This window comes from Inhella gelatinilytica, from assembly GCF_016093295.1.
GTDB classification, from domain to species: Bacteria; Pseudomonadota; Gammaproteobacteria; order Burkholderiales; family Burkholderiaceae_C; genus Inhella; species Inhella gelatinilytica.
In genome coordinates this window covers 623,443-644,753 of the sequence record NZ_JAEDAL010000002.1, presented here as the reverse complement: position 1 = coordinate 644,753, position 21,311 = coordinate 623,443, and the positions used below count along the sequence as shown (strand labels likewise).

The following is a 21,311-nucleotide window of genomic DNA, read 5'->3' as shown; positions in this document are numbered from 1 at the left end:
GCCGGTCACGCGGCGGAATGTTTGAGGGTTGCAGTCTCCGGTTGCCGGGGTGGATCGGGTGGCTCTGTGCGGTTCAGACCGCGAGCTTGAAGGCGTCGCCCTTGGCCAGCGCGGCCCAGGCCAGCCGTGTATTGACCCAGTGAAATCCTGCTCAGGTGTTACTGTCGAAAGGAAGACGACATGAGCACTCTGATGGAAGACGTGTATTGACCCAGTGAAATCCTGCTCAGGTGTTACTGTCGAAAGGAAGACGACATGAGCACTCTGATGGAAGACGAAATCAAACGGTGGACCGCCAAGCGCAAGACGGCGCTGGTGCTGGACATCATTCAAGGCAAGACCACCGTGGCCGAGGCCAGCCGCGCCTTTGATCTCCCGCCCTCGGAAGTCGAGGCTTGGGTCGAAGAGGGCAAGCGCGGCATGGAAAACGCACTGCGCACCAAGCCGCTGGAAGTCAAAGAGCAGTACGAGCGCCAACTGCGCGAGCTGCAAGAGGCCTACGGCGAAGCCATGCTGGAGCTGCGCGCCAGAAAAAAGCTGGCGTCCCTGCTGGGCAACGAGGACGAGAAATGATCGTCGCGCTCCAGAAGGGACTACTCCAAGACGGTGTTCAGGTCAGCCTGGTCAAGCTGTGCGACTGGTTCGGAGTTCCTCGCCGAACCTGCTACTACCGCCCCACCAAGGGCGAGCCCAAGCTGCAGGACAAGCTCGTGGAGCCCGTCAAAGCCATGATCGAAGCGAACCCCAGCTTCGGCTATCGCACCGTGGCACACCTGCTGGGCATGAACAAGAACACCGTGCAGCGCATCTTCCAGCTCAAGGGCTGGCAGGTTCGCAAGCGCCCACGAGGCCAGCGTCCGCGAATCCAGGCCTTGCCCTCAGTGGCCAAGGCGCCCAACGAACGCTGGTCCACGGACTTGTGCAGGATTTGGGCCGGACGCGATGGCTGGTGCACGTTGGCCCTGGTGATCGACTGTCACACCCGGGAACTGCTGGGCTGGCACCTGAGCCGAAGCGGCAAAAGCAAGACAGCCGAGGCCGCCCTGGAGCAGGCCTTGATCGCGCGCTTTGGCTGCCTGGGCAAGGTCAAGGAACCGTTCCTGCTGCGCAGCGACAACGGCTTGGTCTTTACGAGCCGGAAGTACACCGGGCTGGCCAAGAGCTATGGCCTGCAGCAGGAGTTCATCACACCCTACAGCCCCGAGCAAAACGGCATGGTCGAGCGGGTGATTCGCACCCTCAAGGAGCAGTGCGTGCACCGCACTCGCTTCGAGACCCTGCAGCACGCCAGCCGCGCCATTGGCGACTGGATCAACTTCTACAACCACGAGAGGCCCCACCAGGCTTTATACATGCAAACCCCCGCCGAGGCCTTTGCCAAAGCGGCCTGACCTGAGCAGAAAGTGCTGGGTCAATACAGCCGCGCGTTCTTGGCCGCCATGGCCACCACCGCCTTCCAATAGCCGCGCCGCTCTTCGACGTTTCGCACCCAGCGACTGATCGGGTCGGTCTTGTTCTTGGCCGCCGCCAGCACAGCCCGCGCGCCCAGCACCAGGAGGCTGCGCAGATAGGCGTCACCTGCTTTGGTGATGCGCCCCAGCCGCGTCTTGCCGCCCGAGCTGTATTGGCCCGGCGTGAGCCCCAGCCACGCTGCAAACTGGCGCCCGCACTGGAAGTCGTGGCCGTTGCCGATGGCCGCAGTGAGCGCGGTGGCGGTGGTTTCGCCGACACCCGAGAGGCGCATCAACCGCTTGGCCGCTTCGTTCTCGCGGGCCAAGTGCGCCAAGTGACGGTCGTACTCGTGGACGCGCTCGTCCAGCCGCCCAACTTCGCTCAGGCAATCCCCCACGGCCAGGTTGGCCCATCCGGGCAGGTCTTCCAGGTGCAAGAGGGCTTCTCGCCGCACGGTTGCGGCCTTCAAGGGCAAGACGATGCCGAACTCACTGAGCAGGCCCCGAATGCGGTTGATCAATGCAGTGCGCTGTTCGATGAAGCCTTGTCGCACCCGGTGCAAGCACAGCTGCCCCTGCTGCTCCAGGCTCTTGGCGGGCACGAAGCGCATGCTGGGGCGTTGGGCGGCTTCGCAGATGGCTGCGGCGTCTGCGGCATCGTTCTTGCCACGCTTACCCGAGAGCCGGTACGGAATCACAAACTTCGGGGCGATGAGCTTGACGGTGTGGCCCAAGGCTTGGAACTCGCGCGCCCAGTGGTGGGCGCCCGAGCAGGCTTCCATGGCGACGAGGCATGGCGGCAGCGCGGCGATGGCCTCCAGCAGCTTCGCGCGTGGCACCGTGGGCCGCACCAGCGCGGGCTTGCCCGCTTCATCCACCCCATGCAGGGCAAATACGTTCTTCGCGAGATCGATGCCGACGCAGACAATGGCCATGGACTTCCCCTTCAGAGTGAATGGATGAGATTTCGCAACCCCATCGTGGCACTTGTTGCCGTTTGCCGCTCACCGCGGCTAGCTCGGGACGGGGAAGTCCCTTTCATTCGCTAGACGGCACAGTTCATCGAAATGCGTCTACTCACCTCTGTCTTGGCTTCACTCGCCTGCAGTCTGGCCGTGGCAACCCCAACCGCTGCGCCAGTGCGCGCCGAGATTGATCTGTTGCTCTCCAAGCTGCAGGCCTCGGGTTGTGAGTTCAATCGCAACGGCTCCTGGTACAGCGGAGCCGCAGCCAAAGATCACTTGCTTCGCAAACTGGAGTACATCGAGGGCAAGAGCACGGTCCAGTCAGCCGAGCAATTCATTGAGCTTGCTGCTGCAAAGAGCAGCTCGTCTGGCAAGTCATATCAAGTCAAATGCGGCGGTGAGGCACCCGTAGCGAGCCAGATGTGGCTCACCAAGCAGCTTGGTGTCATTCGAGCCGCCGGCGGTAAGGGCAAGTCGTGAGTTCTTATTCCACGCAGCCGTCTAACTACAAGGGCTTCCCCACTGATTGCCAGCAACATCCAGCGACTTGACGCCGATGCTGAAACCCCTCGCCCTGCTCCTGCTCACGCTCCAGGCCCTGTACGCGGCGGCGGAGCCGACACAAGTCATCGTTGTCCGCCATGCCGAGCGGGCGGCGGAGCCAAGGGACGACCCGCCCCTGTCGCCGGAGGGCGTGGCACGGGCGGAGCTTCTGGCTGAGATGCTGCAGGCGGCCAACGTAACGGCCATCGTTACGACAGCCTATCGGCGCACCCAAGAAACGGCGGCTCCGCTGGCCAAGAAGCGGGGCCTTGCGCCAACGATCATCCCGGTTCGCCGGGGCGAGCTGCCCGCGCACATCGCCGAGGTGGCCGCAGCGGTGCGTCAGGCGTCGGGAGCAGTGCTGGTCGTCGGACATAGCAATACCGTGACCGAAATCGTGGCAGCCCTGTCCGGCAGCAAGCCGAGCCCGCTTTGCGAGACCAGCTTCTCGAACCTGTTCGTCCTCAGCCCGAACGCGCCCGCGCTTCAGCTCAAGTTTGGAAAACCCGACGCGGCTGCCGCGGCGGGCTGCCAGTAAGCCGAGCCCCAGGGGCGGATTGAGGGCCCTGAGGTACGGGCGGGCCGCACCGCCGGGTTCAGTGCTCGCGCAGCCGCACGCGCAACCGCGCAATGGCCTGGCTGTGAAGCTGGCAGACGCGGCTTTCGGTCACTTTGAGCACGGCCGCAATTTCCTTGAGGTTCATGTCGTGCTCGTAGTACATGCTCATGACATAGGCCTCGCGCTCGGGCAGCACCTTGATGGCCTCGATGAGGGCCTGGCGCATGCGGTGGTCGGCCAGTTGGGCGACGGGGTTGTTGGCGGGGTCGGCCACGTGACGGTCCAGGTAGTCGTCGCCATCCTCACCACCGCCAATGTCTTCCAAATAAACCAGTTGCGTGCCGCGCGCACGGCCCAGCATGTCCTGGTATTCGGCGAGGCTCACGCCCATAACGGCGGCAATCTCGCTTTCGGTGGGCACCCGGCCATGGCGCTGCTCGGCTTTGTGCAGGGCGTCTTCCAGTTCGCGCTGCTGGCGCCGGGTGCCGCGACTGAGCCAATCGCCCCCCCGCAGCTCATCCAGCATGGCGCCGCGAATGCGCTGGGTCGCAAAGGTTTCGAACTGGACGCCCTGGGTGATGTCGAATCGGGTCATGGCATCGGCCAAACCGATCATGCCGACCTGGATCAAATCGTCCAACTCCACGTTGGCGGGCAGCCGGGCCATCATTTGGTGGGCCAAGCGGCGCACCAGGGGGCTGTACTGCTTGAGCAGCGCGTTGGTATCGAGTTTGCCTTTGGCGGTGTACATCAGGTCAAAACGGGCACGGGTTCTAAGCGTGCATGATGCCTGTTCTGAGGCTCGATCTGCAGACTGTCACGAGCCAAACGGCGCAATTCCGCACTCGGTGTGGCCTTCACGCCCTCTTTGGGGTCCACCGCCGCCCAAGCCGGCAGCGCGGCGCCCAAGAAGCGTTCCGCACAGTGGGTCAGCTGCTCCACCATGCGGCGCACCAGCGCCAACCGCGCGGGCCCGGCCACCAGCAGGCCAAACACGCCGCAGCCGGCTCGCTGCTGCAGCCATTTCATGGCGGAGTAAGCCTCCGTCAGATGTTCGGGCTGGAGGTCGACCATGACGATAGGCCGGCAGGGGTGCCCACCGGTGAGCACGCGAGCCAATTCAGCAACGGGGGCGAACAGCAGGATGACGTCGGCCTGAGGGCAGGCTTGGCGCAACGCGGGCAGCAAGGCGCTGGCCGCACCGGTGGCGTCCAGGAAGTGGCCAATCAACCCCCGGGCTTCCAGATAGTTCACATCGGCCGAGAGGGGCTCAATGCAGGCTTCCAGGCGCACCCGCACCAACTCCGACGCGGGTTTGGCGGCGGCGCTGGCGTCCACCACCAGGACGTGCAGGCCGCGTTCCAAGTAGGCGCCCACCAAGGCGTCCAGCAAAGTCTCGGCCCCGTCCCACGTGCTGGGGGCGACCACCGGCACCAGCCCGCCCTCGGCCGCCCGGAACAGGCGCCGCAAGCCCGCGGCTTGGTCGGTGTGGAGCTGGGCCATGGTGGTACTCAGTGGGCAGCGAACAGCAGTTGCAGTTCTTGGGTGTCTTGGCTCCAGGCACTGGCGGCGCGCGGCTTGAAGGCCAACTGGAGCAGGTCGTCGGCGGAAAGGCGAACCCAGTCCTCCGGCACACGCTGGCCGTTGGCCACGGCTTGCAGCACCAGGCGGTGGCGAATCAGGGTGTCGAGCGCCGGGCCCAAGCGCACGGCTTCATCCACCTTGCTGAGCACCACGCCCTCGCAAGTTTTGGCTTGCCAGGCACCGACCACGTCGTCCAGGGTTTCGCCTTGTGCGCTGGCGTTGACGACCAGCAGCTTGCGAATGGAGGGGTGCGAGAGCATGTCCAGCAGTTCGCGGGTCCGCGTGTCGTGCTGGGCCATGCCGGCGGTGTCGATGAGCACCATTTTTTTGTTGGCCAACAGGTCGAGCAGATCGTCCAGCGAGGCCCGATCATGCGCCGTGTGCACAGGCACGCCCAAGATGCGGCCGTAGGCGCGCAACTGCTCATGGGCGCCGAGGCGGTAGGCGTCCAGCGTGATGAGCCCGAGCTGGGAGGCGCCATGGCGCGCGGCAAAAGTCGCGGCGATCTTGGCGGTGCTGGTCGTTTTGCCCACGCCGGTGGAGCCGATCAAGGCAAAAACGCCTTGGCGGTCTTCCAGCGCGGTGGGCGCCACCTGCAAATTGCGGGCCAGAACGGCGGCAGCCCACTGCCGCTCGTCCGCCCCCGCCACGAAGGAGTTGGGGCAGGCTTCGACGAGCTTGCGCGACAAGGCGGGCGAAAATCCGGCCTGGAGCAGGTGCTGGGCCAAGCGCGCTTGAACGGGCTGACGCTGCAGCTTCTCCATGAAGGCCAGGGCCCCGAAGCGCTGCTCGATCAGCCCCTTCATGTCTTGCAGCTCGCGCATCACGTCGGCGCGCTCGCGCTCGTTGCGCGAGGCCTTGGCGCCGTAGTCACCCCAGTCCTGCAGCGGCTGCGCGGGCGCGGCCACCTCATCTCTTAGCACCGGAGGGCTGCGCCGCAGCGGGGCCGAGGCGGGCGTCAGCTCAATGGCGGCAGCAGCGTCCGGTGGCACCGCCCGGCGGGGCGCCTGGGGACGCGTCGGAGCCGCCTGAGCAGCTTGAGCCGCTTGGGCACGAACGGCGGACCGTTCTGGGGCCAGCTCGGGTTCGACCCGCAACTGGGCGGCGGCCCAGCGCTGGGTGGCGGTTCGGGGGCTGCCTGAACTCGGCGCGGCAGCCGGGGAGCGTTCTGCGGCGCCGGCAGCCTGGCCCAGTGCGGAGGGCTCAATGCGCTGGGCACGCATGGCCTGGATCTGCGCCTGCGCCCGGCGCGCACGCTCCACATCGCTTTCTGGCGCGCGCTGCAGCTTGGGCGCGGGCTCGGGGTCCGGACGTCCTTGCATTTCGGCCTTGCGGCGGCGCAGCATGCGCTCGCGCACGTAGTCCTGGAAGGACAAGGTGCTCATGCCGAGGGTGTTCACGTCTTGCTTGACGCTGGAACCCGGCCCTTGCTCGCGAGCAGCGCGGTCTTGGATCTTGGCCAGGCCTTCGGGCTCCATCGCCAGCACCTCAATGCCCTCGGGGCAAGGCTTGGTCGCGAGCACGATGGCGTCATCCCCGTAGGCCGCACGCACAAGGTTCATGGCCTCGCGGGTGGTGGCGGCGGTAAAGCGCTTCATGTTCATGCGGCACCTCCGATGACGGAACCAATACGGATCGAGTGGGTTTCAGGCACTTCGCTGTGCGACAACACCTTCAGGCGAGGTGCCGCACGGCGGAGCAAGCGCGCCAGGGGCGCACGAATCAAATCGGGCACCAGCAAACAGGCGGGCACGCCGCGCTCTTCTTGCTGGGTGCTGGTTTCAGCGGCACGGCGGGCCAGTTGATCGGCCACACCGGGGTCCAGGGCTTGCCCGTGGGGGCTGGTGAGCGCCTGAACGATGAGTCGTTCCAACTCAGGGTCGAGCGCAATGACGTCCAGCTCTTTGGTGGGCCCATAGATTTGCTGCACGATGGCCGGCGCCAAGTGGACCCGCACCCGCCGGGCCAACTCCAGCGGGTCGGGCACGGTGGGCGCGTGTTCGGCCAAGGCTTCGACGATGGAGCGCATGTCGCGGATGTGCACACCCTCGTCCAGCAGGGCTTGCAGCACGCGTTGCAGCATCGGCAGGGCAATCATCTTGGGCACCACGTCTTCCATCAGCTTGGGCGCGAGCTTGGTCAGGTGCTCCACCAGCGCCTGCGTCTCGACCCGGCCCAGCAGCTTGGCTGCATGGACTTGCATCAAGTGTGAAAGATGGGTGGCAATCACAGTCGAACAATCAACGACCGTGTAACCCGCCATTTGTGCGGATTCCCTCTGCTTTTCGTCGATCCACACCGCCGGCAGCCCAAAGGCGGGATCCGTCGTCTGGGTACCCGGCAAGCGGGTGGTCGCGTGCCCCGGGTTGATGGCCAACCAAAGCCCCGGATAGGCCTCGCCCTCCCCGACCACGGCGCCGCGCAGCAAGAGGCGGTATTGGCTGGGCCGCAGCTCCAGGTTGTCGCGGATGTGCACCGCCGGGGGCAGGAAGCCGACTTCTTGGGCGAACTTCTTGCGCACGCCCTTGATGCGGGTGAGCAAATCGCCGTCTCGGGTCTTGTCCACCAGGGTGATCAGGCGGTAGCCCACCTCCAAGCCCAAGGTGTCGACCGGCAAGAGATCGTCCCAGGTGGCCTCGCCATCGGGCGAGGTGGGTTTGACTTCCGGGGGCGGCGGGGCGGCCTTGGCCAGCCGCTCCTTTTCGCGCAGCCACCAGCCCAAACTGGCAAGGGCGGCGGCCATCATCAGGAACACCGTGTGCGGCATGCCCGGGATCAGGCCCAAGACGCCGACCACCCCGGCCGTGACGAACAGCGAGCGCCAGCTGCCAAACATTTGCGCGCCGATCATGGTGCTGATGTCGCGGTCCTTGCCCACGCGCGACACCACCATGGCGGCCGCCACGGAAATCAGCAAGCCGGGAATCTGCGCCACCAAGGCGTCGCCGACGGCCAACAAGATGTAGCTGTCGGCTGCACTGCCGACCGACAGGCCGTGCTGAAAGATGCCGATGGCAAAACCGCCCACGATGTTGATCACCAGGATGAGGATGCCGGCCACGGCATCGCCCCGCACAAACTTGCTGGCACCGTCCATGGAGCCAAAAAAGTCCGCCTCGTCCCCGAGCTCGGCCCGCCGACGCTTGGCCTCTTTTTCATCGATCAGACCGGCAGAGAGGTCGGCATCCACCGCCATTTGCTTGCCCGGCAAGGCGTCCAGGGTGAAGCGGGCGCTGACCTCCGCGATCCGCTCAGAACCCTTGGTGACCACAATGAAGTTGATCACCACCAGAATGGCAAACACGATCAGACCGACCGCGAAATTGCCGCCGATCAGGAAGTGGCCAAAGCTCTCGATGACCTGCCCCGCCGCGCCGGGGCCCGTGTGGCCTTCAAGCAGCACCACTCGGGTCGAGGCCACGTTCAACGACAGGCGCATCAGCGTGGTGAGCAGCAGGACCGTCGGGAAGGCGGCGAAGTCCAGCGGCCGGATCATGTGCGCGGCCACCATCATCACCATCAACGCCATGGCGATGTTGAGGGTGAAGAACAAGTCCAGCACAAAGGGTGGCAGGGGCAGGACCATCATGGTCAGCACCAAGAGCACGGCAATTGGCGCCCCCAGGGCGGCCAGGACCCGACCATGGGGGCCCAGCCACGCCTGCAGCTTTTGCATCCAGTCGATCATGTCAGCGCCTCATCATCTTCATGCGGTTGCGCGTCCGCTTCGTGCGGGTCCAGGCCCTGCGGCACGGTCGGGTTGGGCGCGGGCGGCTCACGGCCCGGCTGAGCATTGCGAACCTGGTAGAGCCAGGCGAGCACTTGGGCCACGGCAGAGAACAAGCTCATGGGCACTTCGCGATCCAGCTTGGCGTGGGCAAACAACGCACGGGCCAGGGCTGGCGCTTGGAGCACTGGCACTTTGTGGTCCTTGGCCACATCGCGAATGCGCAGGGCCAGCAGATCGGCCCCTTTGGCCACCACGCGCGGGGCGGCATCTTTCGTTTCGTCGTACTTCAAGGCCACGGCGTAGTGGGTGGGGTTCATCACGACCAAGTCGGCCTTGGGCACGGCCGCCATCATGCGTTGGCGGGTGAGCTCGCGCATGCGGGCGCGCTGGCGCTGTTTGACTTCCGGTGAGCCCTCGGTTTCTTTGTGTTCCTGCTTGACTTCGACGCGACTCATGCGCAGGCGGCGCAGGTACAACTGACGCTGCAAGGGCACATCCAGCGCCGCGTAAGCCACCAAGGCCACGACCAACGCCATCAGCCCCCCCAGCAGCACCTGACCGACTTGCCCGATGGCTTGTTCAAGGGGTACGGCCATCAACTCGATGTACCGCTCCAAGCGCTGGTTCAGCACCCCCACCGCGACGGCCCCCAAAAGCAGCGCCAGCAGAACCGCCTTCAGCGCCGTACCCGCGTTTTGCCCGGAAAACAAGCGCCCGATGCCGCTGATGGGGTCGAGCAAGTTCCAGCGCGGCCCCAGGGCTTTGAGCGTGAAGTTCCAGCCGCCCAAAGCCAATTGCGACGCCACGGCGGCACCGCCAATCACGGTACCGATGAACCCGATCGTCTGGGCCAAATGCACACCCGTCTCGGCCAATGTTTGCTGCATCACCGCCGGGTGGCTGAGGGTCTGAGCATTGAAATGCAGGCCCTCGGCCATCCATTGACGCCACTGCTGCGCAGCCCCCGGCAGCCACGCCCAAGCCAGCCCAGCCAGGGCTACCAGCACCATGGCATGGGCCAAGTCCCGCGAGCGCGGCAGTTGGCCTTCCTCACGCGCCTTTCGGATCTTGCGCTGTGAGGCCGGTAAGTTGTGGTCGTGGGCGTCTTTTTCAGCCATGGAAGGAGCCCGGCGGCGTCATGCCAACCGGGTCCGTCCATTCTTCTGAGGTGCCCTGCAAACTTGAGCGAGAAAAGGCCGGGGAAAACCGCCCAGTTCCCGAAATGCAAACGGGAGGCCACAGCCTCCCGTCTGGCGTCTTCCCGCGCCGCGCGCGTCTTAGAAGCCCAGCGAGGCCAACAGATCGTCCACTTCGCTCTGGTTCTGGACCACGTCCACACGACCCTCCGGGTTCACCACGGGGCCCTGAAGCACTTCCTGGCTCACCTTTTCGCGCTGATCGGGCGGCACCACCTGCACCAGCAGCTTCACCAAGCTGTCCTCCAGGTCACTGGTCAGTTGGACCACCTTCTTCACCACCTGGCCCGTCAGGTCATGGAAGTCCTGGGCCATCATGATGTCGGTCAGGTGCTGGTCGATTTTGGCCGTCTTGCCCTCAACCTCCGTCACGAAGTTCATGACCGCCCCACTGGCTACCGCGCGAACGGGATCGGCCGTGAGTTTGGCCGCCAACTCACGGGTCGCCGAAGCGATGGCTTCGTGCTCATGCTTGGCTTGATCGACCGAGTTCAGCACCTTGTTGGCGGCATTGGCCGTCTTGTCGGCGATGTAAGTCAGGCGGCTGCGCGCATCGGGCAATCCGTCGGTCGCCACCTGCAATTTGGGCATAACGCCCAGTTGCTCCATGGTGTCGTGCAGCAGACGGGTGATCGTGCCCAGCTGCTGAAACACCGCTGGGTCCACCGTCAGCGCCTGGCCCTGGGCCAGTTTGGCGAGCTCTTCCATCTCCATGGTTTTTCTCCGTGTTGAAGAAGAAGGCTCAGGCGCCTTGCATCTTTTGAATGATCTTCTGGACCTTCTCTTCGAGCGTGGCCTTGGTGAATGGCTTGACGATGTAGCCTGCAGCCCCGGTTTGGGCGGCCAGGACGATATCTTCTTTGCGGGCTTCGGCGGTGACCATCAGCACCGGCAGGTGCTTGAGGTTGGCGTCTTCCTTGATGGCCTTGAGCAGCTCAAAGCCCGTCATGTTGGGCATGTTGATGTCGCTGACCACGAAATCAAACTTCGAGGCACGCAACAAAGTCAAAGCTTCAGCACCGTCTTCCGCTTCTTCCGCATTGGTGTAGCCAATCTCTTTGAGCAGGCCCCGCACGATGCGGCGCATGGTGGAGAAGTCGTCAACGATCAGAAACCGCATGTCACTGCTCATGGGTCAATCCTTCCAGTCTCATTCAGGCGTCGACGCCGGAGGGCTCGGGGGCTCTTCCTCGTCGCTCAAGTTTTTCAATACCGCGTCCTCGGCGTCCCGGTTCATCACGATGATGCTGATCCGGCGGTTCACAGGGCTTTCCGGGGCTTGGGCGTCAAGAAGCTTACTCGAAGCCAGGCCCTGAACGCGCAACATTCGCGCCTCGGGCAAACCCCCAGCCACCAAGTCTCGACGTGACGCATTGGCGCGATCGGCGCTCAATTCCCAGTTGCTGTAGCCGCGTGTTCCCCCGGCGAAGGCTTGCGCATCCGTGTGCCCCTCAATGGTCAGGCGATTGGGCACCTCCGCCAGCACCGCGCCGAGTTCTTGCAACAGCTCGCGCATGTAGGGCTTCACCACCGCCGAGCCGGAATCGAACATCGGCCGATTGCCCTGGTCGACGATTTGAATTCGCAGCCCCTCTTTGGTCATGTCTAGCTTGATCTGCCCGCCCAAAGAGGCCAACCCTGCGCTTTGAGAAATTTTCTCTTCGACCTTCTTCTTCAACTCTTCCAGGCGCGAGCGCTCCGCACGACGCTGCTCTTCTTTCAGCGCCTTTAGGTTGTACAACTTCTTCTTGGCTTCGGTCTCGCCTTCCTTGACCTGACCGGTTTCTCGCGACAGGTCTTTGCCTCCTCCCTTCACGACGGAAGAGGCATCACCCGAGCCCGACCCACCGAACATCGCAATCTTGAGTGGCGAGCTGAAGTAGTCCGCAATGCCCTTCTTGTCGCCCTCGGTGGTTGAGCCCAGCAGCCACATCAACAAGAAGAACGCCATCATGGCGGTCACGAAGTCGGCGTAGGCGATCTTCCATGCACCGCCATGAGCCCCGTGACCGCCCTTCTTGATCTTCTTGACAATGATGGGCTGGAGTTTTTTGGTATCGCCGGCCATGGCGGACCACCCTTACTTCTTCTTCACGTGCGCTTCCAACTCCACGAAGGTCGGACGCACGTTGCTGTACAGAACCTTGCGACCGAACTCGATGGCCACTTGGGGGGCATAGCCCTGCATTGAGGCCAGGAGCGTGGTCTTGATGCAGACCAACTCCTTGCCGGCCTCATCCAACTTCTGTTCCAGCAAGCCAGCCAGAGGCTCAGCCATGCCATAGGCCAAAAAGATCCCGAGAAAGGTTCCAACCAGCGCGGAACCAATCATGCCCCCCAACACCGCGGGCGGCTGCCCCACAGAGCCCATGGTGTTCACCACACCCAAGACAGCCGCCACGATCCCGAAGGCGGGCAAGCCACCCGCCAGCCGCTGCAGGGCGGCCACCGGCGCGTGGGCTTCGTGGTGGTGGGTCTCAATCTCGGCATCCATGAGCGCCTCAATCTCATGGGCATTGAGGTTGCCGCTCACCATCATGCGAAGGTAGTCCGTGACGAACTCGGTCACATGGTGGTCGTGGCCCACATTCGGATATTTTTGAAACAGGGGGGAGTTGTGCGGGTCCTCGACGTCTTTCTCGATGGACATCAGGCCTTCTTTGCGCGCTTTCTGGAGGATGTCATACAGCAGCGCCAGCAATTCCATGTACCGGTCTTTGGTGTATTTGCTGCCTTTAAAGCACAGGCCGACCCCCGCCGCTGCCGCTTTGACAACGGGCATTTGGTTGTTAGCCAAGAAAGCGCCAATAGCCGCCCCGAAGATGGTGGTCATCTCAAAGGGGAGCGCTTTCAAAATAACACTGATGTTGCCTCCGTGAACGATGAACACACCGAACACGCAAATCAGCATAAGAACCCAGCCGATGATGACGAACATGGGGCGCTAAAGGAAGCGATGGACCGCCCCATTGTGCAAGCAATCGCACGCCGATCGCGGCACAAACAGCCCCCTTGGCCGTCTCAATTCAAGGCTTCGGCGCGATAAAGATACAGCCGGTGCCGCCCACCCGCAGGCCAACTGGCGCTGGGTTTCACATCGGGCAGCGGAAAATCCAAGCTGAGCAGGCAGGCGCCCGGCTGAAGCTCGGCGCGGGCTTTTTCTCGCACCTTTTCCATCGATTCGGGGCGCAGGAACACATAAACCAGCGTTTCGCTGCGCCAGTCGTCCAGCCACAAATCGCCACAACGAATGGTCGCCCACGGGCAGCGCCACCGGGTCCACTGCGCCAACAGAGCGCTGGCCTCTGTTCCGGACCACACCAACTGAGGCCACTCACGGCGCAAGGCGCGCAGTCCGGCTCCACTGCCGCACCCGGCGTCCAACCCCCGCCCGCCCGAGGGAAGTTGAAGTTGCAACCCGACTCCGGACAGCGCCGAAGCGGGCGTCAAATAGAGCGGCGCTTCGCCCCATCGGTTGGGGGGATACAGCACGAGTATCAGCACCGCACTCAGCAGCCAAATCCACGCGGGGATCGCGGCACTCACCAAGCCATAGGCCACCGGCAAGCCCAATAACGTAATCCACCGGCGAGCCGGTCGGCGATGCAACCCCGCCAAACCGGCGCAGGTCAATCCGGCCAACGCCGCCCCCCATGCCCCCCCTACGCTCACCCCAACAACCCATGCCGCAGCCCAGGCCAACAGCGCCGAAAAGGGCCAAATGGAAATGGGCGGATTCCAGGACAAGGAGACAGCAGGGGCAATGCCCAGCAAGGGGCGGTGGATCAATCAATGCGCCAAGGGCTCGGCGCCACGGCCTTTGCCGGCTCGCGCAGGCGGATTGCACAGACCACAAACATAGTGCCGCGAGATCTCGTGGGGATGGGTCACGAAGTGCCCACCGCACTTGGCGCACGGCGTCAGCGTCAGCATGCCATTGTCGATGAACTTGACCAGTCGCCAGGCCCGGGTGACCGACAGCAGCGGCTCGATGCTTTGCGCCTGAGCATGTTCCAAGTACAGCTTGTACGCCTTGATCACCGTGTCAATTTCATCCAACGCGGCTGCCTTGTTCAGGTACTCGTGGATGTTCAGGAACAGCGAGGCATGAATATTGGGCTGCCAGGTCATGAACCAGTCCGTGGAGAACGGGAGCTGGCCTTTTGACGGCGAGCGGCCCGACACCTCTTTGTACAGACGCAGCAGGCGCTCATAGCTGAGGTCGGTTTCCGACTCCAACACCTGCAGACGCGCCCCCAACTGGATGAGCGTGACCGCGCGTTCGATTTGCTTGGCTTCGGAAAGGATGCTCTTGACGCGGGGCATGGTGATCTCCTTACAGGGCTTCGGAGTGGCGGCCCGCCATCAAGATCGAGGCATGCAGCTTGGACGATTGCTCGTTGACCGTGGGCTTGTGGTTACTGGTCAGCAGGTTCCACACCAAATCGTCTTCCATGCGGAAGCGGCACAGGAGCGTGCTCGAACCGGCCAGCTTCATGACCTGCGCCGGCGAGAGTTGGGCCAGCAGGTCAGCCACTTCCTCGGAAACGCCCAGGCGGTACAGGGCCTGTTCGCGATCCGCGCGAATCAGGCCCTGAGCCAGCATCAGGTAAGAAAGATTCGTTTCGCGAATTTCAGCCAGGATTTGCTCGGTGTTCACGGCTCGCTCCTTGTTGGGGGCGGCACCGCTGGGTTGCGATGCCATGGAGCGAATTCTGAAAACCCAGAGCAGATGGGGAAATCAGCCCCATTCCAAGCTCGACGTCCGTCAAAACCAGGGTGGCCTGTCAGAAAAAATCTGACACACCGGTCAGGGCCGCCGCCTCACCCCCGAGGGGACCGACGCTGCAAGCGCTGAATGCGACCCAATTCCGCCTTGACCAAGGGGAGCAATTCCGGCGCCTCGGCCAGCAGCGAGGCTCGGGCGGCGCCCCGCAGGATGCGACGCAAGGTGCGCGCGGCCTCCTCGGCCTCGCCCAAGCCCGACAGCGCAAAACCCAGGGCATACAGGCTCGGCCCGTGTTTGGGCTGCGTGCGCAGCGCCGCGCGGGCATAGGACACCGCATGCGCCAACTCGCCGGCCGACAGCAACAGCGCCGCCATGTCGCTCTGCAATTCAAAGCTCATGGGTTGGCATTCCATGGCCCGAAGAATCAGGGAAACCCCTTGCCCCAGCCGACCTCGGGCCGCTTCGGCGTACGCGGCGTTGCGGGCCGCAGCCAACAGAGCCACGGCTTCGTTCATGGACTGGCCGGGCATGGGCACCACGCCTGTCGCGGCCATGGTGCGGGCCAGTTCGTTGGGTTGGACAGTTGCGAGAGACATTGGGCACTCCTGTGGGATGAGCAGAAATCCGCCCAATGAGGAAGCACTGCGCGCCAGCGCGCGTCGGACGAATTGCAGCTGACTTTAGGCAGATGGGCCCGCCGCAAGCCGCTGAAATGAACCGCCATTGCCCCACTGCTTACCCTCAAGAAACAGGGGCGGAAATATGGCCGCTTTCACCCCCTCTTTTCAAAAGATCCCCCCTCTTGACAAGTCGTCCTAAAGTTTTTCCGGCGGCATTCCGATACAGCATCCAACGGATCTGGTGACGGATCTCGTTGCCCGGCAGACCCAGCCCCAGGGACGCCCAAGCCACACCGAAAGGTCGGCGCGGAACGCCCAAAGGCCGCCGGAGCGGGGGGCAACCTCCACTTGCGGCCCAGCCGGGCCCTGTTCATTACTGAAAGGAACGCACCATGCCCGCAGTTATCAATACCAACATCACCTCGCTGAACGCCCAGCGCAATGCAGCCTCAAGCCAGCAAGCCTTGACGGTTGCTGTTCAGCGGCTCTCCTCGGGTCTGCGCGTCAACTCCGCGAAGGATGACGCCGCCGGTCTGGCCATTTCGGAGCGCATGAATGCCCAAGTTCGGGGCATGAATGTGGCCATCCGCAATGCCAATGACGGCATCTCGCTGGCCCAAACGGCGGAAGGCGCGCTCTCCAAAGTGGGCGATGCGCTGCAGCGCATGCGTGAACTGGCAGTCCAGGCCCGCAATGCCACCAACACCGATGCCGACAAACAGTCGCTGGACAAGGAATACCAGCAACTTGGGGCGGAAATCGGCCGCGTGCTGGGCGGAACGACCTTTAATGGTCAGGCCATCGTCGGCGCCAACGCTGGGGATAAGGTGTTCCAGGTCGGCGCCAACACCACGGCCAACGACATCATCACCGTCACCACGACGGACTTCACCGGCAACGCCAACATCACGGCAGTGACCGGCGGCAACCTCACCGGTGACGCCACCGCCTTGGCCACGGTGATTGACAACATCGATACCGCGCTCGGCACGGTGAACGGCGAGCGCGCCACCTACGGTGCCGTGCAGAACCGCTTCGATGCCGTGATCAGCAACCTGATGGTGTCGTCGGAAAACCAAGCCGCCGCCCGCAGCCGGATTACCGACGCCGACTTCGCCGTGGAAACGGCGAACCTGTCGCGCGCCCAGATCCTGCAACAAGCGGGCACGTCGATGATCGCGCAGGCGAACGCCATGCCCCAGCAGGTGCTCTCACTGCTTCGATGACGCCTGGCCGGCTTCGCTGATCTCTGGCGAGGCCGGTCAACCGGCGGCCCGGGCGCCGCCGGCGCCTGAACCGGCGAGTCGGAGCCCTCCAGCACAAGGACCTCCCTGACCCCGTCCGAACCCTAACCCTTTTATTAGGGGGAAGACGGCGGTCATTTCAAGGGATCGCTGGCGGACTTGCGGCTTAAGTCGCTCTCCTCTGCGTCGAAAACCTGCCTACCGGATGCTGCATTTCGCATCACCCGCTTTGCAGTTCCTTCGGCCTTCACTTGAGAGGAAAGCGTCATGCCTGCCATCATCAACACCAACATCGCTTCGCTGAACGCGCAGCGAAACACCGCCACCAGCCAGGCTTCCTTGCTGGTCAGCACCCAGCGCCTGTCTTCGGGACTGCGCGTCAACTCCGCCAAGGACGACGCCGCCGGTCTCGCCATTTCCGAGCGCATGAATGCCCAGGCGCGCGGCATGGCGGTAGCCATCCGCAATGCCAACGACGGCATCTCCATGGCACAAGTGGCCGAAGGGGCCCTGTCCAAAGTGGGCGATGCCCTGCAGCGCATGCGCGAATTGGCGGTGCAAGCGCGCAACGCCACCAACACCGATGCCGACAAGGCTTCGCTGGACAAGGAGTACCAACAATTGGGCTCCGAGATTGGCCGCGTACTGGCCGGCACGACGTTTAACGGCAAAGCCATCGTGGGCGCAGATGCGGGAGCCCTCCTGTTCCAAATCGGTGCCAACACGACCGGCAACGACGAAATCATCGTCACCACGTCGGACTTTTCGGCGGACGTTGACATTCAAGCCGTCACCGGCTCCAACCTCACGGGAGACGTGGCCGCCCTCAAGACGGTGATCGACAACATTGACCTCGCCCTGAACAAGGTCAACGGGGAACGAGCCGTTTACGGGGCCACGCAAAACCGCTTCGAAGCGGTCATCAGCAACTTGATGGTGGCGCACGAAAACCAAACCGCTGCGCGCAGCCGCATCGTCGATGCGGACTTCGCAGTCGAAACGGCGAACCTGAGCCGCGCCAACATCCTGCAGCAGGCCGGCAACTCCATGATTGCTCAGGCCAATGCCATGCCGCAGGGCGTGCTGACGCTATTGCGCGGCTAAGCCCCTCTCCGCTGACGCGAAACGAAGGCACAAGACGTCCCGCCAGGGTGTGGGCGGGACGTTTCTCGGTTTCGGATTGCACCGGAAACCTCGGCCTTTTCCACCGATTGCGGTGCAGCGAGCGCTCCAAAAATCTGCGTCAACGCGTCGACCTTTGAGTCGGCCGTTCCCGCCGCGGGTGCGGCGACCCCGACGCAAGGAGTGCGCTCATGCCTCAGATCATCAACACCAACATTGCCTCGCTCAATGCGCAGCGCAATCTGAACATGTCGCAGAGCTCGCTGATGACGGCCACTCAGCGACTGTCTTCCGGCTTGCGCGTGAACTCCGCCAAGGACGACGCCGCCGGCATGGCCATTGCCGAGCGCATGTATGCGCAGGCTCGGGGCATGGCCGTCGCCATTCGCAATGCCAATGACGGCATTTCGTTGGCGCAGGTTGCCGAAGGCGCCTTGGCCAAGGTCACGGAAAACCTGCAGCGCATGCGGGAATTGACGGTGCAGGCCCGCAATGCCACCAACTCCGACAGCGACAAAGATTCGCTGGACAAAGAGTTTGGCGAGCTGGCCAAAGAAATCCAGCGCATCGTCCAGGGCACCACATTTAACGGCAAGGCCATCTTGGCGCAGGCGGCGGGAACGCAAATCTTCCAGATTGGCGCCAACACCACCGCCAACGACACCATTGACTTCACCACCACCGACCTCTCGGTGAATGGAACGGTAACCACGGTGGCGGGTACCGACAACCAAGGCAATGGCCGCATGATCATCGGCGCGGCTGCAGACAACGGCATGCTGGCCGGGGTCATCAACGGCATCGATTCGGCGCTGGACCTGATCAATTCCGAACGCGCCACGCTGGGGGCCCAGCAAAATCGCTTTGAAGCCGTGATTGCGAATTTGCAAATCGCCCACGAGAACCAAATGGCGGCGCGCAGCCGGATCATGGACGCGGATTACGCCCAAGAAACCTCCAATCTCAGCCGCGCCAACATCTTGCAGCAAGCGGGTACGGCGATGGTGGCGCAGGCCAACCAGTTGCCTCAGCAAGTCCTGCAACTGCTGCGCGGATAAAAAAGTCTCAAACCGGCCTAAAGTTCCCCCGGAACCGGTCGAAGTGCCTAGGGCGAACCTCCATCGGGATGTTCGCCCTTTGCATTTGTAGGAGAGTTGAGGAGTTCCACCATGGCCAGTATTACTTCCGCCGGCATCGGCAGCGGCCTGGATGTCGAGTCCCTGATCAGCAAGCTGGTTTCGGTCGAGCGCGCCCCCATCCAGCAGCTTCAAAAGCGCACCGACGGGCTCAAAACCCAGTTGTCGGCCTACGGCAAGCTGCAATCCAGCCTGTCGGCCCTTCGGGATGCCGCCAGCAAACTCACGCGAGCGGACACGTTCGGGGCGGTTTCCACCAGCAGCACCAATGCGGCCGCCGTGAGCGCCAGTGCTGTCAACGGAACGGCCGCCGGCAGCTATGGGGTGACTGTGACCCGTTTGGCCGCGGCGCAGAGCCTGGCCTCCGCCGCGCAGCCCACGGGATCCAGCACGGGAACGGGCACCATCACCATTGATTTCGGCACCTACACGACCAACAACCTCGGGGAGGTGAATTTCGACGCCGATCCGGCCCGAACCTCCCTGGTCATCCCCGTGATTTCGGGGGATGACCAGTTGGACAAGGTGCGCGACAAGATCAATGCCATGAAGCTGGGCATCGTGGCCAGCGTGGTGACCGACGCCAATGGGTCTCGTCTGGTCATGCGAGGCGTGGACCCCGGCGCCGCCAATGCGTTCCGCGTCACCGTGGCGGACGACGATGGCAATTCCACCGATGGCACTGGCCTGTCGGCTTTCGCCTACGACCGCAGCACACTCAGCCCCGTCAACACCGGCTCGATCAAACAGACGGCCGTCAATGCGCAGGCCACGATCGAAGGGGTGGACATCGAATCCGCCAGCAACACCATCAGCTCGGCCATCGAAGGCGTGAGTTTCACGCTCAGCAAGACCAGTGCGGACCCCATCACCATCACGGTGGGCCAGGACAAGGCGGCCATCAAGAAGGCCGTTACCGACTTCGCGGCCGCCTACAACGACACCCTGAAACTGCTGCGCGATCAAAGCCGCTACGACGCCGCCACAAAAACGGCAGGGCCGCTGCAGGGGGACAGCACCGTGGTGTCCTTGATCAACCAAATGCGCAACCTGGCGGGCAGTACCAGCACGCTGGGCGGCACGCTGACGCGGTTTGCCGAGATCGGATTGGACCCCAGCAGTGACGGGTCACTCAAAGTCAACGACACGAAGCTGGACGCCGCCGTGGCCAAAGCCACCGATTTGAAGGCCCTGCTCAGCGGTGAAGATGCTGGCAACAGCGCCAACAACGGCTTGGCCCTCCGTTTGCGGGAAATGGCCGACGCCCTGCTGTCCACGGACGGGCGCCTCACGAACCGCCAAAAGGGGCTGCAGGATCGCATCTCGACCAACGACAAACGTGAGACCGAGTTGGAGCGCCGGGTGGCCTTGGCTGAGCGCCGTTTGCGTGCCCAGTACACCGCACTGGATGGCAGCATGAGCCGGATGCAAGGCGTGTCGTCCTACTTGAATCAGCAGTTGTCCAAGCTGTAAGTCCCCGCGTGTACCCGACAAAAACGCCCACTTGAATGTGGGCGTTTTTGTTGGACTTGCCAGACCGAGCCACTTGTCCTGAAATAGGCGTCCAGAACCCAGCATTCCGCCGCTTTGATGGACTCAAGTTGATCGAGACCTCGCCGAAAACCTGTCATACGCAGGACACCACCATGTACGGCACCGCATCCCCCTTTGCTTCCCGTCACCAGCGCCCCAACAACGTCTACAGCCGCGTCGGGCTGGAAACCGAGGTGCACAGCGCCAGCCCGCACCGGCTGATCGCCATGCTCTTCGAAGGCTTGTTCACCGCCCTGGCACAGGCCCAAGGTGCGCTCGAAGCCCAGCAGCGCGAACTCAAAGCCCACGCACTCAGTCGCGCCGTGCGCATCTTGGACGAAGGCCTCAAGGCCGGGCTGGATCTGGAAGCCGGCGGTGAATTGGCCCGTCAGCTCCACGAGCTGTACAGCTACGCCAGTCTGCGCCTGGTTCAAGCCAACGCGCGAGACGATGGAGCCGCCCTTCAGGAGGTGCGCCTGCTATTGGAGCCCGTTCGCGATGCTTGGTCGGCCATTGCCCCCCAAGTTGAGACCCGCCGCGTGGCCGCTTAACCCCTTGCATTCAATCGCCATGAACACGCAACTGCTCAGCTATTACGAAGCCATCGAACAGGCCAGCGCTCAGATGTTGCAGGCCGCCCGAGTGGGCGACTGGGACGAGGTGGTGCGCATGGAGGGGGCCTGCGCCGTGCTGATTTCGCAACTGAAATCGGCGGCTGACTCCCAATCCCTCACCGCGTCCGAAGCGCCGCTCAAGGCCAAGATCATGCAGCGCATCTTGCTCAACGACGCAGAGATTCGGCAGCTGGCCGAGCCCTGGATGGATGAGTTGGGGCTCAAAGCCCAGCACCGGGGCCAAACCGTACACTGACGCCCCCCCAGGGAGGTCGCCCTGGGGCA

General features: G+C 63.5%; 23 protein-coding genes and 1 pseudogene. 10 read left to right on the top strand and 14 right to left on the bottom strand.

Translation table 11 applies throughout. The annotated features are described in order from the left end of the window. The first annotated feature begins 255 nt into the window (after nt 1-255). Together I7X43_RS07900 and I7X43_RS07895 are read left to right on the top strand one after the other, a co-directional pair. On the top strand, nt 256-573 hold the full coding sequence (locus I7X43_RS07900; RefSeq protein ID WP_198100354.1) for a DUF1153 domain-containing protein: 318 nt from the start codon (nt 256-258) through the stop codon (nt 571-573). Continuing rightward, a pseudogene (locus I7X43_RS07895) lies at nt 531-1,391 on the top strand (IS3 family transposase); the annotation flags it as partial. The gene I7X43_RS07900 and the pseudogene I7X43_RS07895, both read left to right, overlap by 43 nt. Nucleotides 1,392-1,411: 20 nt before the next feature. Here the strand turns inward: I7X43_RS07895 and I7X43_RS07890 are convergent. Continuing rightward, on the bottom strand, nt 1,412-2,386 hold the full coding sequence (locus I7X43_RS07890; protein WP_198100353.1) for an IS110 family RNA-guided transposase: 975 nt from the start codon (nt 2,384-2,386) through the stop codon (nt 1,412-1,414). Nucleotides 2,387-2,518: 132 nt separating this feature from the next. On the opposite strand from I7X43_RS07890, the gene I7X43_RS07885 reads away from it, so the two are divergent. Both I7X43_RS07885 and I7X43_RS07880 read left to right on the top strand, forming a co-directional pair. Next, complete coding sequence (locus I7X43_RS07885) at nt 2,519-2,896, top strand: DUF5329 family protein (protein ID WP_198100352.1); 378 nt, start codon at nt 2,519-2,521, stop codon at nt 2,894-2,896. Between the two features lie 76 nt (nt 2,897-2,972). Beyond that, nucleotides 2,973-3,497 (top strand): SixA phosphatase family protein, encoded by a 525-nt coding sequence (locus tag I7X43_RS07880; RefSeq protein WP_198100351.1) that lies wholly within the window; start codon nt 2,973-2,975, stop codon nt 3,495-3,497. 58 nt (nt 3,498-3,555) lie between these two features. Here the strand turns inward: I7X43_RS07880 and I7X43_RS07875 are convergent, their stop codons facing one another. The 13 genes from I7X43_RS07875 to I7X43_RS07815 form a co-directional block, all read right to left on the bottom strand. Then, a complete protein-coding gene (locus I7X43_RS07875; protein ID WP_198100350.1) occupies nt 3,556-4,269 on the bottom strand; it encodes an RNA polymerase sigma factor FliA in 714 nt (237 codons plus the stop codon). Beyond that, the gene (locus I7X43_RS07870; protein ID WP_198100349.1) at nt 4,269-5,021 is read right to left on the bottom strand and encodes a flagellar biosynthesis protein; all 753 of its coding nucleotides are present in this window, start codon (nt 5,019-5,021) and stop codon (nt 4,269-4,271) included. The genes I7X43_RS07875 and I7X43_RS07870 overlap by 1 nt, the downstream gene beginning before the upstream one ends. A gap of 8 nt (nt 5,022-5,029) precedes the next feature. Beyond that, on the bottom strand, nt 5,030-6,706 hold the full coding sequence (gene flhF, locus I7X43_RS07865; protein ID WP_198100348.1) for a flagellar biosynthesis GTPase FlhF: 1,677 nt from the start codon (nt 6,704-6,706) through the stop codon (nt 5,030-5,032). Then, a complete protein-coding gene (gene flhA, locus I7X43_RS07860) occupies nt 6,703-8,790 on the bottom strand; it encodes a flagellar biosynthesis protein FlhA (RefSeq protein ID WP_198100347.1) in 2,088 nt (695 codons plus the stop codon). Before flhA ends, flhF begins: the two co-directional genes overlap by 4 nt. Then, nucleotides 8,787-9,950 (bottom strand): EscU/YscU/HrcU family type III secretion system export apparatus switch protein, encoded by a 1,164-nt coding sequence (locus I7X43_RS07855; protein ID WP_198100346.1) that lies wholly within the window; start codon nt 9,948-9,950, stop codon nt 8,787-8,789. The genes flhA and I7X43_RS07855 overlap by 4 nt, the downstream gene beginning before the upstream one ends. Before the next feature lie 159 nt (nt 9,951-10,109). Next, the gene (locus I7X43_RS07850) at nt 10,110-10,742 is read right to left on the bottom strand and encodes a protein phosphatase CheZ (RefSeq protein ID WP_198100345.1); all 633 of its coding nucleotides are present in this window, start codon (nt 10,740-10,742) and stop codon (nt 10,110-10,112) included. 28 nt (nt 10,743-10,770) lie between these two features. Then, nucleotides 10,771-11,160 (bottom strand): chemotaxis response regulator CheY, encoded by a 390-nt coding sequence (gene cheY / locus I7X43_RS07845; RefSeq protein WP_198100344.1) that lies wholly within the window; start codon nt 11,158-11,160, stop codon nt 10,771-10,773. 18 nt (nt 11,161-11,178) lie between these two features. Continuing rightward, complete coding sequence (gene motB, locus I7X43_RS07840; RefSeq protein WP_198100343.1) at nt 11,179-12,096, bottom strand: flagellar motor protein MotB; 918 nt, start codon at nt 12,094-12,096, stop codon at nt 11,179-11,181. A 12-nt stretch (nt 12,097-12,108) separates the two neighbouring features. Then, the gene (motA, locus tag I7X43_RS07835) at nt 12,109-12,966 is read right to left on the bottom strand and encodes a flagellar motor stator protein MotA (RefSeq protein WP_198100342.1); all 858 of its coding nucleotides are present in this window, start codon (nt 12,964-12,966) and stop codon (nt 12,109-12,111) included. 83 nt (nt 12,967-13,049) lie between these two features. Next, nucleotides 13,050-13,670: a class I SAM-dependent methyltransferase gene (locus I7X43_RS07830; protein ID WP_198100341.1), complete on the bottom strand. Its 621-nt coding sequence runs from the start codon at nt 13,668-13,670 to the stop codon at nt 13,050-13,052. Between the two features lie 147 nt (nt 13,671-13,817). Next, on the bottom strand, nt 13,818-14,354 hold the full coding sequence (gene flhC / locus I7X43_RS07825) for a flagellar transcriptional regulator FlhC (protein WP_198100340.1): 537 nt from the start codon (nt 14,352-14,354) through the stop codon (nt 13,818-13,820). 10 nt (nt 14,355-14,364) lie between these two features. Continuing rightward, the gene (flhD, locus tag I7X43_RS07820; protein ID WP_198100399.1) at nt 14,365-14,688 is read right to left on the bottom strand and encodes a flagellar transcriptional regulator FlhD; all 324 of its coding nucleotides are present in this window, start codon (nt 14,686-14,688) and stop codon (nt 14,365-14,367) included. 164 nt (nt 14,689-14,852) lie between these two features. Beyond that, the gene (locus I7X43_RS07815; RefSeq protein WP_198100339.1) at nt 14,853-15,353 is read right to left on the bottom strand and encodes a tetratricopeptide repeat protein; all 501 of its coding nucleotides are present in this window, start codon (nt 15,351-15,353) and stop codon (nt 14,853-14,855) included. 416 nt (nt 15,354-15,769) lie between these two features. Here I7X43_RS07815 and I7X43_RS07810 point away from each other — a divergent pair, with 416 nt between their 5' ends. The 6 genes from I7X43_RS07810 to I7X43_RS07785 all read left to right on the top strand — a co-directional run bounded on the left by I7X43_RS07810 (nt 15,770) and on the right by I7X43_RS07785 (nt 21,282). Continuing rightward, nucleotides 15,770-16,603, top strand: coding sequence for a flagellin N-terminal helical domain-containing protein (locus I7X43_RS07810; protein ID WP_198100338.1), 834 nt, complete (start codon nt 15,770-15,772; stop codon nt 16,601-16,603). A 285-nt stretch (nt 16,604-16,888) separates the two neighbouring features. Continuing rightward, the gene (locus tag I7X43_RS07805) at nt 16,889-17,725 is read left to right on the top strand and encodes a flagellin N-terminal helical domain-containing protein (protein ID WP_198100337.1); all 837 of its coding nucleotides are present in this window, start codon (nt 16,889-16,891) and stop codon (nt 17,723-17,725) included. 209 nt (nt 17,726-17,934) lie between these two features. Continuing rightward, nucleotides 17,935-18,801: a flagellin N-terminal helical domain-containing protein gene (locus I7X43_RS07800; RefSeq protein ID WP_198100336.1), complete on the top strand. Its 867-nt coding sequence runs from the start codon at nt 17,935-17,937 to the stop codon at nt 18,799-18,801. Between the two features lie 111 nt (nt 18,802-18,912). Further along, a complete protein-coding gene (gene fliD / locus I7X43_RS07795; RefSeq protein ID WP_198100335.1) occupies nt 18,913-20,352 on the top strand; it encodes a flagellar filament capping protein FliD in 1,440 nt (479 codons plus the stop codon). Between the two features lie 173 nt (nt 20,353-20,525). Beyond that, nucleotides 20,526-20,963: a flagellar export chaperone FliS gene (gene fliS / locus I7X43_RS07790; protein ID WP_198100334.1), complete on the top strand. Its 438-nt coding sequence runs from the start codon at nt 20,526-20,528 to the stop codon at nt 20,961-20,963. Nucleotides 20,964-20,982: 19 nt separating this feature from the next. Beyond that, nucleotides 20,983-21,282 carry a flagellar protein FliT gene (locus I7X43_RS07785; protein ID WP_198100333.1) on the top strand — a complete coding sequence of 100 codons (300 nt, stop codon included), beginning with the start codon at nt 20,983-20,985 and terminating at the stop codon, nt 21,280-21,282. The last annotated feature ends 29 nt before the right edge of the window (nt 21,283-21,311 follow it).